The organism is Bacillus sp. lyk4-R2A-2 (assembly GCF_030209735.1).
Lineage (GTDB): Bacteria > Bacillota > Bacilli > Bacillales > Bacillaceae > Bacillus > Bacillus pumilus.
This window is the reverse complement of the sequence record NZ_JARVRK010000011.1, coordinates 1-13217: the sequence shown is the minus strand read 5'-3', so window position 1 is coordinate 13217 and position 13217 is coordinate 1. Positions and strand designations below refer to the sequence as shown.

Below are 13217 nucleotides of genomic sequence, written 5' to 3'. Positions count from 1 at the left end.
TGTACATAGTCTAAACCATGTGGTTACCACACAGTCAATCATGCCATAAAAAAATCACCGAGGACATCTTCCCTCAGTGATGTGTCATTTCTATTTCATACTTGGACCAGCATGTGAAAAAATCGGATCTTTCAATTCAAAATCAAATGTCTTGCCGTCAACAATACCGACTGTTTTCTCATGATCATACAGCTCGAGCAGACAAGCTGCCATTTCTTTTGATGTATGATATTTCTTGATATTGCCTTCATATTCGAATTGATCTACATCTAATGAACGCTTTGCAAATTCCGATTCTGTTGCAGAAGGTGCTAATATTTTTGCCTGTAACTTAGCTCCCTTTTCTTTCAACTCTAGTGCCAGTCCTTCTGTAAAGGCACTCACGTAAAACTTTGTGGCCGAATAGGTGACGGCATTGCCGACGACTGTATAGCCCGCTCTTGAAGAAATGTTGATCAGCTGAGCCCCTTCTACTTGCTCATAATCACGAACAAATAAAGTGGATAAAATCGTTAAGGCTTCGATATTCAGATGAAGCATATCTCCAATTTTACTTACATCCTGTTCTCCTATCGAGCCGAAATGGCCGAATCCTGCATTATTAATGAAGGTGTCGAGCTCATATTCAGCCAATGATTCATAAAATGAATACACTTGCTCCATGTCGGTTAAATCGACAGACTGTATATTTACTTCGATATCGGGATATTGATCAAGAATCTCCTTCTTCAGTTCTTGGAGTTTCTCGAGCCGGCGTGCAGCTAAAATAAGATTTTTGCCTCGTGCTGCAAAGGCCAGTGCCGCCTCATATCCAATACCTGAACTTGCTCCTGTAATGACTGTATAGCTCATTTTATATCCCCCTATGAACGTCTTCTAACTAGTTAAATTATAACGACAGCACTTCGCTCTAGTCAATTTTGAAGAGAATCACAGGGGTGATTAGCTTGTCTATCTTCATTCATCATGTTGGAGGATGTCATGTTGAGATTTTTTTGTTAATTTGTGAAAAACCAATTGGTAGGAATGTTCGATTAACTCCTCTACAAATGAAGCTGGAATGTCTGCATCAAGGTAGATGGAATTCCAATGAGTCTTATTCATATAATAGCCCGGAATAATCCCCTCATGCATCTCTCTTAGTTCTTCAGCACGTTGAGGGTCACATTTTAAAGTGATCACAGGCTTTCGATTCGCATCCCCGCCCATCATAGCAAACATCTTTCCACCAATATGATATCGATCTGCCTGCCATTCTGGCTGATAATCATGGGTGACTCCTTTTAAAGAAAGGCAAAATGCCTGTAGATTCTCTTTTTCCATTAGATTCGCTCCTTTTTAAGTCGTCTTCTATCTTTCTATTATATCGACAATGAAGGCACATATCTGATCTTTTTCATTCACTTCACAACAATAAAGCACAGACCCGCTGGGTTCTGTGCTTTTCTATCAATGCTTCTTTCTTATTCAAATGCCTTCTTCAATTGATCACTCATGAGATGCCAAGCTTCTTCAGCTATTTCTAAATCTCCGGCATGCGTGAAGGCGTGAGGGACTCCTTTAAACTGTCTGTACGTGACGTCTATCCCTGCTTCTTTTAACTTCTCAGCATATTGTTCGGCTTCTTGAGCTAGCGAATCTCTTTCAGCTGTGATAACGAGAGCTGGTGGCATTTGTGCCAAGGATGAACGATCGGCAAAGATTGGAGAAACGAGCGGATTGCGCGGATCTTGGCCTTGCAGATAGAAGGCATTAAAGAGCCTCGCCATTTCAACTGGGATCGCTTCTTCAAACGCTGGCTTTTGTGCTGGATCAGTGGCTAAATCAAGTGGCGGATAATCAAGCACTTGATAGACAATCGGGAGTTGGTTCCCTTTTTGAATATTTAAGAGACAAGCAGCCGTTGCCAAGTTTCCTCCTGCGCTATGTCCGCCAATGGCTACTCTATTAGGATCTATTTGAAGCTCCTCAGGGTGTTCATACAGCCACTTCAGCACATCGTAGCATTCATGAAGAGCGGCTGGGAAAGGGTGCTCTGGAGCAAGCTGATACTCGACATTGACGACGATACATTGGGCTCGGTCTGCAATGACCGGACACCAGTGGTTATCCATTTCAGCACTGCCTAGAATAAATCCTCCGCCATGTAAATTCACAAAAACAGGAAGCGACTGCTTTGATGTGTTGACCGGCTTAAATACCCATACCTTTGTTTCGCCAGCACTTGTTGGAATGTCATATTCCATTTTGTTCACTTCAGGTGGATGGACTGGTTTTAGTTCCGATTGACTCGGTAATGAACCTTCAGATGGTTGACGTAATGACTCAGCGATTTTGATTTGTTCTTCTAAGTTCATGATCTCAGTCTCCTGTCTTATTTATTTCTTCTTAACTCATTCGTTTCTTTTTCCTCTTTTCCTTCTACTGAATCAGCAGCACATTCACATTGGTTCACTTTTTATCTATCTCCCCATTTTCGCCCTCTTTGAAACAAGCATTGAGAAAATAAAAAAAGCACTGCGGCGCTAAGTCCTCAGTGCTTTTCATCTGTTTTATGAAACTTGCTGTTCTACCTTCACTCGTTTAATGAAGAAAGCGATGATCAAACCAATGACTGTCATGATCACAGCAAAGATAAATGCATGCTGGACGCCATTTGTAAAGGCGAGCAGCTTGTTCATCGGATTTGCAGGATCAGCCACATTTTCCATAAAGCTGCGGGTTCCTGATGAAAGGATTGAAATACCGACCGCAGTACCAATGGCTCCTGACACCTGCTGCAATGTATTCATAATCGCTGTACCATGCGGATATAGCTCTGGCGGCAGCTGATTTAATCCATTTGTTTGTGCAGGCATCATGATCATCGCGATGCCGACCATTAATGTAATATGAAGAGTCACAATGTATCCAATTGATGTATTCACACTTAGATTGGTGAAACCTAACATCGTCGCTGCGACGATCGCAAGCCCTGGAATCACAAGCCATTTCGGTCCAAACTTATCAAATAAACCACCCATGATTGGAGATAGCAGACCATTGATAATTCCACCTGGCAATAGCATTAAACCTGCTGTAAAGGTCGTTAGTGCCAAGGATGTTTGCAAATACAATGGCAAAATCATCATAGCAGACAGCATCACCATCATACACACTAAGATCAGCAGTAACCCAATGACAAACATCGGATATTTAAACGGGCTTAAGTTCAGCATCGGTTCCTTCATATTCAACTGTCTGAGAGAGAATACAAGAATCCCAATGACACCTACTACAATTGCCACGATCACATGCATACTGCTCCAGCCGCCGCCTTCACCGGCGCTACTAAAGCCATACACAATTCCTCCGAAACCAATGGTTGAAAGCACAATCGATAAGATATCAATTTTCGGTCTTGTTGGTTCTGTAATATTTTGCATGAAGATAAAACCAAAGACGAGTGCAGCTATTAATAGCGGAAGTGAAATCCAGAAAATCCAATGCCAAGTCAGCGATTTCAAAATAAGGCCAGAGACTGTTGGACCAACAGCTGGTGCAAACATGATCACAAGACCTATAATCCCCATAGATCTACCTCGTTTATGAGGCGGGATGATTACCAAAATCGTATTGAACATCAATGGAAGAAGCAATGCTGTTCCGACTGCCTGTACGACACGTGCCACCATTAAAATACTAAAGACTGGCGCAACTGCTGCGATAAAAGTTCCAATGATCGAAAAGACGAGCGATGTCATGAAAAGCTGTCTTGTTGTAAACCATTGAAGAATGAGTCCTGAAATTGGTACGAGAATACCAAGTGTTAATAAATATCCTGTTGTCAGCCACTGAGCTGTCGTCGCTTCAATTCCAAAGTCTAACGTTAAGCTTCTCAGCGCCATATTTAGTGCCGTTTCACTGAACAGGCCAATAAAACCGGCTGTGATAAATGAGATAATAATGGGCAGCGTTCGAATATGAGAAGCTGCTGCTTGCTGTTTGTTCATAGTAGGTTGGCTCCTTTTCTTTTTCAATTTAAATCAATCATAGGAAGTAAGGACGGTCAGAAATGAGCCACTTCAATGTCTATTGAAAACAGATAAAATCTGTTTTTCTGCAGCGAATTGAGCGATTTTTTCGATTGAATAACCAGATTCATGAATATAAAACATCAGTTCAGGCGTCATCGGAGAGGACATACAAAGTGTCGTCAGTTCAATATCCTGTATGTTCGCTTCCCCTTTTTCATCTGCTTCTTCTAGCAAATCACGAATCATTTGCCTAAGCGATTGACTGTAATGACAGTCATACACTTTGCTTGTCTGCTCTAAATTCCCAGATATCGTAAGCATCCGAATCCAGTCTAAATGATGACCGACAATGAGATGAATTTCTTCGAGCACATAACGCAAACGTTCACGAACTGGCTGGTCACTGATTTTGCTCAAGTAAAGATGCAAAGCAGGGATCAGCTGTTCAAATCTTTCTCCAAGGATCGAAAGGCACAAATCACTTTTATTGGCATAACGGCGATAAAGAGTACCCTGCCCAACACCAGCTGTTTTGGCAATTTTATGCATGCTGACATTTTCCACGCCAAATTCCTGAAACAAAGTAAAAGCGACTTCTTCAATTTCCTTCCCAATATCCTTTTCCATGATGCTTCACCTTCTTTACCTTCATCCATATTGCACTTCTCTCTATGTGTTCAATCAAAACTTTTTGATTTTCATTAGGACAATTGTACCGGTATTATCTTACGGACAACTGTCCGCTTTGTCAATCATTCTTTAGTAAATCGCCTGAAAAAGATCATTTTCTTTCATAACTTCCTATAAAAAAATAGAAGAGTCTAGTAAAATATCCTCTTTAATATCATATATTAGACCGATTTTCCATTTCGAGAGAATCATGTATGATCAATTAAGAAAACGCTTTCAAAACAAGAGAGGGGAATGCCTACATGTCTTACCGTGTGAAACGAATGTTAATGCTGCTTGTCACTGGAATCGTCTTGAGTTTGTCCACATTTACTGCGGGTGCCTCGGCCCAAACAGGCGGATCGTTTTATGAGCCTTTTAACAACTATAATACGGGGTTATGGCAAAAAGCCGATGGGTACTCGAATGGAAACATGTTTAACTGTACGTGGCGTGCAAATAATGTCTCCATGACGTCGTTAGGGGAAATGCGATTATCGCTCACAAGTCCTTCCTATAATAAGTTTGACTGCGGAGAAAACCGTTCCACTCAAACATATGGCTACGGGCTTTATGAAGTCAGTATGAAACCAGCCAAAAATGTTGGGATCGTGTCTTCGTTCTTTACTTATACAGGACCGACTGATGGTACGCCTTGGGATGAAATTGACATCGAATTTCTAGGAAAAGATACGACAAAGGTTCAGTTTAACTACTATACCAATGGTGTAGGAAATCATGAAAAAATCGTCAACCTTGGTTTTGATGCAGCAAACTCTTATCACACGTATGCATTTGACTGGCAGCCTAACTCGATTAAATGGTATGTGGACGGACAATTAAAACATACTGCCACTACTCAAATCCCTCAAACCCCAGGAAAAATTATGATGAACCTGTGGAATGGTGCAGGTGTCGATGAATGGCTCGGCTCCTATAACGGTGTTACACCACTCCATGCGCATTATAACTGGGTGCGTTACACAAAAAGATAACCACATTACAAAACCTGTGACTTGTCACAGGTTTTTCTTCATTCAAATGGAATTGGTTTTTAGTTGATGAACGAGCTTTTGTTCATAACTGTGGATAATATCTTCATAACTTTCTATCTTGTAATCTAACCGCTTAATCGTCTCTTCAATTTCCTTTTGCTTTTCTACAAGTCTTTCTCTCTCATTGACCAAAATACTTTTCCGCGAGGACAGGGTACGATCCTCGCCCTCGATAAATAAAGCCGTATATTCTCGAAGTGCATCAATTGAGAGACCCGCATTTCTCATGCATTTTATAAATTCAATCCACTGAATATCCTCTTCTGCATAATCACGAACACCGTTTTCATCCCGCCGGATCGGTCGAATTAACCCAATATTCTCATAGTACCTGAGCGTAGCAGTAGATAAATTGAGCTGCTTGGCGGCTTGTGCTATTTTCATTGTTTTCACCCTTCTCTTCTTCTTTCACCTTATGAAAAATGAAATTCCTTCTTCTCATCATCTCCAATTTGATAGAGAACGCAAGATGCTTTTGGCTCAATTCTTTATTTAAGGATGTTGAAAAGCCTGAAGAGGGTTCTCTATTGACTTAGAGTTCACTTTAAGACGTACAGTATAGAAGTAGAACAGAATCTTACTTTTGAAAGGATGATCCAGAATGTGTCAGACGCACCAATCAAACGTTTTAAGTGTTTCACATGCAAAAGCGAATTTTGAACGGACAACCATTGAACGAAGAGCACTTCGTCCACATGATATTTTAATTGATATTCAATTTAGCGGAATCTGTCATTCAGATATCCACAGCGCCTTTGATGAATGGGGCGGCGGTATTTTCCCAATGGTTCCGGGTCATGAGATTACTGGAGTTGTTGCGGCTGTCGGTGATGCTGTGACGAAATTTCAGATTGGAGACCGTGTAGGCGTTGGCTGCTTTGTTGATTCCTGCGGCACCTGTGAATATTGCCAAAACGGAGACGAGCAATATTGCACGAAAGGAGTCGTCCAAACCTATAGTAGCATTGATTATGACGGAGAACCAACTTATGGCGGCTATAGTCAGAAGATTGTCGTGACAGAGCGCTTTGTCGTCAGCATTCCAGATCAATTATCCCTTGATGCCGCAAGTCCTCTTCTCTGCGCTGGCATTACCACTTATTCTCCGTTAAAGCACTGGAAGGCAGGCCCGGGTAAAAAAGTGGCCATCGTCGGGATGGGTGGACTCGGTCATGTGGCCATTCAATTCGCACGTGCACTTGGCGCTGAAGTCACGGTATTGAGCCGCTCTATGAATAAAAAAGAAGAGGCACTGTCATTTGGTGCAAAAGACTATTTTGCCACAAGTGATCCCGATACATTTAAAACATTAGCCGGTCAATATGACCTCATTCTCAATACAGTCTCTGCCAATATCAATGTAGACGCCTATTTATCCTTACTTCGCGTGGATGGAACCTTAGTGAATGTCGGTGCACCGCCTAATCCAGATCAATTCCATGTCTTTTCATTAATTTCCGGCCGCCGTAGCATTGCTGGTTCACTCGTTGGCGGCATCCAAGAAACACAAGAAATGCTCGATTTCGCAGCTGCTCACCATATCGCACCACAAATTGAAGTGATTAACGCAAGTCAAGTTGATGAAGCGTATGAACGTGTGCTGAAAAGTGATGTGCGTTATCGGTTTGTCATTGATATTTCGACATTATGATCGGATTCTATCTGGAAAGACCAGCTCAATGGCTGGTCTTTTTTAATGGTGATATCCTGTTTTTCTTGTAGTGAGATTTTAGAGGATATATTCAAAAATCATCCAACATTTTCATGAAATCATCTCTTTTTTTTTAGAACTAAATTTATTGACAAAAAATAAATAAACATGTTATTATTAAAAATTTGATTATTTTATCTCTAAGTGTGGTACCCTTAAAGTAGATACATGATATGGAGGCGGATGATATGTTTCAAATTGGTGATAACATTGTTTATCCAATGCACGGAGCAGGTATAATTGAAGCCATAGAAGAAAAAGAATTTTCTGATGAAAAACAACAGTATTATGTGATTAATATGTCAATCAGTCATATGAAAGTGATGATTCCAACACGGAAAATATCGGGTTCACGCATTAGACCTGTTACAGATATACTGGCATTAAACAATGTGATGGACATTTTCCAGCATGGCGAATCAGATCAAATACCGACATGGAAAGAACGGCATACAATTAATACAAACAAAATAAAAACGGGTAGCATCCAAGACGGTGCTGAAGTTGTACGTGACCTGATGCGTATGAAAAAAGAGAAAGCACTAAATGCAAGTGAAAAGAAAATGCTAGATGATGCCCATGAATTTTTGCTAAGTGAATTAGAGGTCATCAAAGGGATTACAGAAAAACAAATCAAAAGTTTCTGTTAAGAACTCTGCCGTCTTTTGGGCATCCCTCACCATTTTTGAATTCAAGTTCTCTGACCCACCCTTCAATTAATGAAAGAAAAAAGAATTTATTTAGGCAAATTCCGCATATTGTAAATCCAATATGCTATACTGTTGATAAACCTTTGAAGCATGAATTTTTTTACGATTACCTTGTAACATCTCCCTACTTGTACGCTGAGTAGGGTTTTTTATTGAAGAAATAAATGAAAGCACAAAAAAACAGGCTCTCTACAGAGAACCTGTTTTAAAAAAATGAAGATTAAGCAGTTTTTTGAACGTTAGCAGCTTGAGCTCCACGAGAACCTTGCTCTACGTCAAATGTTACTTTTTGACCTTCGTCTAAAGATTTGAATCCGTCACCTTGGATAGCTGAGAAATGTACGAATACATCGTCGCCTTCTTCACGTTCGATAAATCCAAAACCTTTTTCTGCGTTAAACCATTTTACTGTACCTTGTTCCATGTTTGTTGCCTCCTAGTGCGTTATCACACAATGTATTATACTATCCTTGCCCAAAGTATCCTCAAGACGAAAAGTCTTTCTTCATGCTATCCTTTACGCCGAACAAAAATAATTAATCTTATTGTAACATGATTCGGAAATAATTGCAATTTAGGATTTAAAAGAGCACAAAATGTGCTATTGTAACACAAATAAGACAGAGATTTAATGATGAAACGTTCATTTAGCTATGTTAAAGAAGAATGTTGGTTTTGGTTAAAAAGAAGAAACTCTCCTTTGTGCATAAAATCAGTTTTTTTCAGCACGAAAAGAAATCTTTATCTAAATTCTCTCTAAAATCGACTGAACAAAGTTAGTTTTTCCATCGGCATATTTGCGTTTGTCATTTTTATTTAAACTAGATAGGTTCAATTTGAGCTGCTCGTACTCACTTCTTACTAATTCGTCACTTCTTAAAAAATCCCTAAAATTTAACTGTTCGAGTAAATATCTATTGCCTGTTTGATACATATGGATTTGGTGAGTACGTGGTTCTCCTTTGTTGAAATAGAGTCTTTCAGGTAAAACATTGGTCCCTCTATATGAATAACCAAGCCTTCGCAAAGCTGTTACGCACTGTTTCCCGTCAAGAAAATGATCTATTTCAATCGCAATATCAATAATAGGTTTCGCACTCAAACCATTTACTGCTGTACTTCCAATATGATGCACATTCACCGTGTACTGCCCAATGACCTCTACTATTCGTTTCTTTTCCCTTTCAAATTCTTTGCCCCATTCAGCAGACCAAGGAACTAAAAAAACTTCCCCTCTTGGCAATCCAAGCATAAGCTCAACCCCACCTTATTATTTCGTTGTTTAATTGGAAATTTCAGCACAACCTAATTGAAGCCTTTCGATCCATTAGAACGACTTATTATAAGATAACTCAAACAAAAAGCCCACTTACTTAAGTTGAGTGGACTTTTTCGTTTAGAAACTATAAAAATCATTAATACAGCCATGAACCCGAATCAAGAAAACTTCTATTTATACAAAAGTGTACAACTACACATTTTCCGACTCAAGTCTGATTAACCAGTTATGAACTAATGAGTTAAATACATCGGGTTGTTCGATTTGCAAGTTGTGGCCAGCCATATCAAGCACTCCAAAGGTTGCCCTTGGATAGTCTTCGATCAGCCGCCACGCATCGTGATATCCAACTACATTGTCTTGACGCCCTGTGATAATGAGCGTGGGATACTGAAATTCAGATGAAATGTCGAAGGTATAGCCATATCCATTTTGAAGAATGTTATTGATGAATTCATGATTTGTTTGTTTAGAAGGAAGGTAAATTTCATCTCGAAACCTCTCCCATTCCGGTTTTCCTTGCACAACTGCCATGGAGCAAAATTCATCCGTCTCCTCTGGAGAGAGTTGTGATATCAAGCTGCTGTCACTTTTTAGAACGGTCTTCTCTGGCACGACTCTTTGATCGAATACAGGTATAGTCATTGGGGCCACAAGTAGTAATCCACGAACGGTTTCTAGGCGTGAATGAACAATACCTCTAGCTATGTACCCTCCATACGAATAACCACAAACAATAAACTGTTCATCAGGGATCATTTCGTCCAAAAGACGCAATACCGCTTCTAACATATCATCAGAATTCTGAATAGATGGATGCGGCTCGGAACGTCCCATACCCGGTAAGTCTATGTATATTCTCTTCCAACCGCTTTGTTTTTCAAATACCGGTTCAAATGCATGTAACATCACTTGATGGTCAAGTGTCCAACCATGCAATATAACGATCGGAAATCCTTCTCCAATGACTTTATGATAAATTGACATGTATTTGCATCCCCTTTTCTAGCGCTTCCCTAGTAATCTCAAGATTTTTTGTTGTTTTTCTTCATCATAGCTTAAAGTGAATAAAATCTTTGTTAGGAAGCTATGCTATGATTCCCTAACGAATTTCTCACGTAGATGGATTTTATTATGACTTTGATTTTTCTAATTGGTTTTCGCCCCATAAAAGAAGTTGTTCAAATATAGGGATCAGCTCTAGTCCTGCCCCAGTCAATGAATATTCTACTCTTGATGGAACTTCATTATACTGAACTCGTTGAACAATTCCGTTTTCAATCAGGTCCTTTAATGATTGATTGAGCATTGTTCCTGTAATTCCATACACTTTACGCTTTAACTCATTATATCGAATCTCCTTGTAACTACATAGTACAGCTAAGATTTTTAAATTCCATTTTCCCGCTAATATATTTAATGCATAACTCGCTGGAGCTATCGCTTTATTCAGCTCACTTTCAGTCATATTTTATCCACCCCTTAGTCAGTTTTTCCTTCCTTAAGCAGTTTATATTGCGTACTTGTTAAATCAATTCCATTTATTATAATCAAATATGTAAACCGTGTCATCCATGTAATAGAGAGCAAAATTGATTATAAAACCCTTCAAGTTAATACTTTTTCAAGGAGATGGAGTGAGTAAATGAAAAATGAACAGATGCGTGCTGCACAATATTCTAAATATGGATCACCGAATGTTCTTTTTGAAGATTCTATATCAAAACCTGTTATAGAGTCTGGAGAAGTACTCATTCGTGTACATGGGTCGAGTGTAAACTCTATGGATACGCTGTTTCGATCAGGCAAGTTGAAACTATTAACGGGTAATCAATTCCCTAAAGGGACAGGGGCAGATTTTTCTGGAGAGGTTGTTGAAATAGGATCGAACGTAAAAAGTTATCAATTAGGTGATAAAGTGTGGGGAGTTCTTCCTATGAATCTCAGGAGCCAAATTGGTAGTGCCGCTGAATATGTAGCTATATCACCTGTGAAAATATCTAAAACTCCTACAAAGATTGATCTCATACAAGCCGCGGCATTGCCTGGCGTAGGTGCTACTGCAATTATTGCCTTAAAAAATCAAGCTAAACTTAGAAGAGGCGAAAATTTACTTGTACGTGGTGCAAGTGGAGGAGTCGGAAGCATTGCGATTCAAATTGGAAAAATGTTAGGTGCTCATGTAACTGCTCTTGCAAACGAAAAACATCTCACTTTTCTTCAAGAGCTAGGTGCAGACGAAGTACTTGATTATAAAAAGACGTATCCTACTGATCTTAAAAAGTTTGATGTAGTCATGGACACAGTTGGAACTGACCTCAAACATTATAGGCGCCTGCTTACAAAGAACGGAAGAATGGTTACTATTGGATTTCCTAGTTTTTCGTCTTTCATATATATATTAGCTTCAACTACTTTCGGTTCTCGTAGAGTTCGCACATTCAGCGCAAACCCCAAAAATGAACTTTTAAAAGAATTAGCATCTTATGTAGATTCCAACAAGGTCAGACCAGTTGTTGATAGCATTTATCTTTTATCTGATGTTGCCAAAGCTCATCATTCCTTAGAAACTGGAGGTGGACGAGGAAAACGTATCATAAATTTACTTGATAACAAATAAACCATCAAATGGCATGACATTATTCAATTTTTCTGTTGTAAGAGGTACATGCTTGGTAGCCATTTCAAATCTTCCAGCTCTTCTAAAGTATTCAGCTGCTTCTAATGCAAAAATTTTCAATATCACCATGCATTTGTCTACTTTTAAAGAACGCAAAACACTGATCCAACAAATGCTTATCTTCTTTTATATAAAGACCTTGAGCCAAAGAAATACTTTTTTTACATAAACCATTGCTTCTGTCCTTCTGTTATCCTTGCATAAGACATGAGACATATTAATAGTATTAAACTCCTTTTTCAGATTATTTTTAAACTTCATGTCCAGAATAGAGTAGACCACATTACTCCTTATTTCCTTTTCACAAACAATCCATAAATTTCAAATATTTCACATGTCATGATAGATTTGTAACAAAATCAAACTTAGGGGGAAGTATTATGAATAAACTTTACAAGGGATTAATTGTTTCAGTATTATCAATTTCTTCATTAGCTCTTCCAGCTTTAACAAATCAAGCTTCTGCGCAAGAACCTGCAAAAATTCACAATATAGCAAAGCCTACAAATGAAATTGGAACGGTCGATTTCCATATGCTAAGAAACTCAAACGTTGGATTGCTGTATGGCTATACAAGATGGGAAATCATCTCTGGCAGTCACCTTATTAGCATTAGTTCTAGTGGTGTCGTATCTTCTTACTCATCACTTGGCACGGCGTTGGTTTATGCCTATGATATAAACGATAATTACGTCATTTTTAAGATTACAGTTGAACCTCGATAATTAAAAAAGTCCACTTACTTAAGGTAAATGGACAAATTCATTTAAAAGTGATAAAAAATTAAAAAACCAAAGGTTTACCACCTTTGGTTTCTTAGATGCGGCCGAGAGGACTTGAACCTCCACGGGTTATTCACCCACTAGGCCCTCAACCTAGCGCGTCTGCCATTCCGCCACGACCGCGTGTATGATGTGCTCATATATTCATAAGTGCACTGTTTGAAAAAACAATGCGGGTGAAGGGACTTGAACCCCCACGTCATAAAGACACTAGATCCTAAGTCTAGCGCGTCTGCCAATTCCGCCACACCCGCGTGACAATGGTGAGCCATGAAGGACTCGAACCTTCGACCCTCTGATTAAAAGTCAGATGCT

At 39.3% G+C, this 13217-nt stretch carries 15 protein-coding genes and 2 tRNA genes; 5 read left to right on the top strand and 12 right to left on the bottom strand.

Going from position 1 to position 13217, the window contains the following annotated elements:
* Positions 1-90: 90 nt before the first annotated feature.
* The 5 genes from QRN39_RS17025 to QRN39_RS17005 all read right to left on the bottom strand — a co-directional run bounded on the left by QRN39_RS17025 (position 91) and on the right by QRN39_RS17005 (position 4643).
* Positions 91-852 (bottom strand): SDR family NAD(P)-dependent oxidoreductase, encoded by a 762-nt coding sequence (locus QRN39_RS17025; protein WP_050945638.1) that lies wholly within the window; start codon positions 850-852, stop codon positions 91-93.
* A gap of 105 nt (positions 853-957) precedes the next feature.
* Positions 958-1323 carry an MmcQ/YjbR family DNA-binding protein gene (locus tag QRN39_RS17020; RefSeq protein ID WP_003213869.1) on the bottom strand — a complete coding sequence of 122 codons (366 nt, stop codon included), beginning with the start codon at positions 1321-1323 and terminating at the stop codon, positions 958-960.
* 140 nt (positions 1324-1463) lie between these two features.
* Positions 1464-2357, bottom strand: coding sequence for an alpha/beta hydrolase (locus QRN39_RS17015; protein ID WP_284907724.1), 894 nt, complete (start codon positions 2355-2357; stop codon positions 1464-1466).
* A gap of 195 nt (positions 2358-2552) precedes the next feature.
* Positions 2553-3992, bottom strand: a complete 1440-nt coding sequence (locus QRN39_RS17010; RefSeq protein ID WP_050945631.1) for a DHA2 family efflux MFS transporter permease subunit — start codon at positions 3990-3992, stop codon at positions 2553-2555.
* 72 nt (positions 3993-4064) lie between these two features.
* Positions 4065-4643, bottom strand: a complete 579-nt coding sequence (locus QRN39_RS17005; RefSeq protein WP_050945624.1) for a TetR/AcrR family transcriptional regulator — start codon at positions 4641-4643, stop codon at positions 4065-4067.
* A gap of 305 nt (positions 4644-4948) precedes the next feature.
* Between QRN39_RS17005 and bglS the strand changes: the two genes are divergently transcribed.
* Complete coding sequence (bglS, locus tag QRN39_RS17000; protein ID WP_003214284.1) at positions 4949-5680, top strand: beta-glucanase; 732 nt, start codon at positions 4949-4951, stop codon at positions 5678-5680.
* Positions 5681-5722: 42 nt separating this feature from the next.
* Here the strand turns inward: bglS and QRN39_RS16995 are convergent, their stop codons facing one another.
* Entirely contained in the window at positions 5723-6124 is a 402-nt protein-coding gene (locus QRN39_RS16995; RefSeq protein ID WP_268459880.1) for a MerR family transcriptional regulator, read from the bottom strand.
* Positions 6125-6341: 217 nt separating this feature from the next.
* Between QRN39_RS16995 and QRN39_RS16990 the strand changes: the two genes are divergently transcribed.
* Together QRN39_RS16990 and QRN39_RS16985 are read left to right on the top strand one after the other, a co-directional pair.
* Entirely contained in the window at positions 6342-7391 is a 1050-nt protein-coding gene (locus QRN39_RS16990) for an NAD(P)-dependent alcohol dehydrogenase (protein ID WP_253621820.1), read from the top strand.
* Positions 7392-7639: 248 nt separating this feature from the next.
* A complete protein-coding gene (locus QRN39_RS16985; RefSeq protein ID WP_003214090.1) occupies positions 7640-8101 on the top strand; it encodes a CarD family transcriptional regulator in 462 nt (153 codons plus the stop codon).
* Between the two features lie 280 nt (positions 8102-8381).
* Here the strand turns inward: QRN39_RS16985 and QRN39_RS16980 are convergent, their stop codons facing one another.
* The 4 genes from QRN39_RS16980 to QRN39_RS16965 all read right to left on the bottom strand — a co-directional run bounded on the left by QRN39_RS16980 (position 8382) and on the right by QRN39_RS16965 (position 10908).
* Positions 8382-8585: a cold-shock protein gene (locus tag QRN39_RS16980; RefSeq protein WP_003214229.1), complete on the bottom strand. Its 204-nt coding sequence runs from the start codon at positions 8583-8585 to the stop codon at positions 8382-8384.
* Positions 8586-8906: 321 nt separating this feature from the next.
* Complete coding sequence (locus QRN39_RS16975; RefSeq protein WP_284907722.1) at positions 8907-9413, bottom strand: GrpB family protein; 507 nt, start codon at positions 9411-9413, stop codon at positions 8907-8909.
* A gap of 219 nt (positions 9414-9632) precedes the next feature.
* Positions 9633-10427: an alpha/beta fold hydrolase gene (locus QRN39_RS16970; RefSeq protein ID WP_284907721.1), complete on the bottom strand. Its 795-nt coding sequence runs from the start codon at positions 10425-10427 to the stop codon at positions 9633-9635.
* A 145-nt stretch (positions 10428-10572) separates the two neighbouring features.
* Positions 10573-10908, bottom strand: a complete 336-nt coding sequence (locus QRN39_RS16965; RefSeq protein ID WP_034666063.1) for a winged helix-turn-helix transcriptional regulator — start codon at positions 10906-10908, stop codon at positions 10573-10575.
* 177 nt (positions 10909-11085) lie between these two features.
* Between QRN39_RS16965 and QRN39_RS16960 the strand changes: the two genes are divergently transcribed.
* Together QRN39_RS16960 and QRN39_RS16955 are read left to right on the top strand one after the other, a co-directional pair.
* Positions 11086-12060: an NAD(P)-dependent alcohol dehydrogenase gene (locus tag QRN39_RS16960; protein WP_284907720.1), complete on the top strand. Its 975-nt coding sequence runs from the start codon at positions 11086-11088 to the stop codon at positions 12058-12060.
* A gap of 440 nt (positions 12061-12500) precedes the next feature.
* Complete coding sequence (locus QRN39_RS16955; RefSeq protein WP_034620217.1) at positions 12501-12845, top strand: hypothetical protein; 345 nt, start codon at positions 12501-12503, stop codon at positions 12843-12845.
* Between the two features lie 96 nt (positions 12846-12941).
* Here the strand turns inward: QRN39_RS16955 and QRN39_RS16950 are convergent.
* Positions 12942-13025 (bottom strand) — tRNA-Leu (locus QRN39_RS16950).
* Positions 13026-13073: 48 nt separating this feature from the next.
* Positions 13074-13156 (bottom strand) — tRNA-Leu (locus QRN39_RS16945).
* Between the last annotated feature and the right edge of the window lie 61 nt (positions 13157-13217).

Coding starts and splice junctions, on each gene's coding strand:
- QRN39_RS16975 (WP_284907722.1), bottom strand. CDS start 9,413: ATGCTTGGATTGCCAAGAGGGGAAGTTTTTTTAGTTCCTTGGTCTGCT.
- QRN39_RS16955 (WP_034620217.1), top strand. CDS start 12,501: ATGAATAAACTTTACAAGGGATTAATTGTTTCAGTATTATCAATTTCT.
- QRN39_RS16995 (WP_268459880.1), bottom strand. CDS start 6,124: ATGAAAATAGCACAAGCCGCCAAGCAGCTCAATTTATCTACTGCTACG.
- QRN39_RS16960 (WP_284907720.1), top strand. CDS start 11,086: ATGAAAAATGAACAGATGCGTGCTGCACAATATTCTAAATATGGATCA.
- QRN39_RS17020 (WP_003213869.1), bottom strand. CDS start 1,323: ATGGAAAAAGAGAATCTACAGGCATTTTGCCTTTCTTTAAAAGGAGTC.
- QRN39_RS16965 (WP_034666063.1), bottom strand. CDS start 10,908: ATGACTGAAAGTGAGCTGAATAAAGCGATAGCTCCAGCGAGTTATGCA.
- QRN39_RS17005 (WP_050945624.1), bottom strand. CDS start 4,643: ATGGAAAAGGATATTGGGAAGGAAATTGAAGAAGTCGCTTTTACTTTG.
- QRN39_RS17015 (WP_284907724.1), bottom strand. CDS start 2,357: ATGAACTTAGAAGAACAAATCAAAATCGCTGAGTCATTACGTCAACCA.
- bglS (WP_003214284.1), top strand. CDS start 4,949: ATGTCTTACCGTGTGAAACGAATGTTAATGCTGCTTGTCACTGGAATC.
- QRN39_RS16990 (WP_253621820.1), top strand. CDS start 6,342: ATGTGTCAGACGCACCAATCAAACGTTTTAAGTGTTTCACATGCAAAA.
- QRN39_RS16985 (WP_003214090.1), top strand. CDS start 7,640: ATGTTTCAAATTGGTGATAACATTGTTTATCCAATGCACGGAGCAGGT.
- QRN39_RS17025 (WP_050945638.1), bottom strand. CDS start 852: ATGAGCTATACAGTCATTACAGGAGCAAGTTCAGGTATTGGATATGAG.
- QRN39_RS16980 (WP_003214229.1), bottom strand. CDS start 8,585: ATGGAACAAGGTACAGTAAAATGGTTTAACGCAGAAAAAGGTTTTGGA.
- QRN39_RS16970 (WP_284907721.1), bottom strand. CDS start 10,427: ATGTCAATTTATCATAAAGTCATTGGAGAAGGATTTCCGATCGTTATA.
- QRN39_RS17010 (WP_050945631.1), bottom strand. CDS start 3,992: ATGAACAAACAGCAAGCAGCAGCTTCTCATATTCGAACGCTGCCCATT.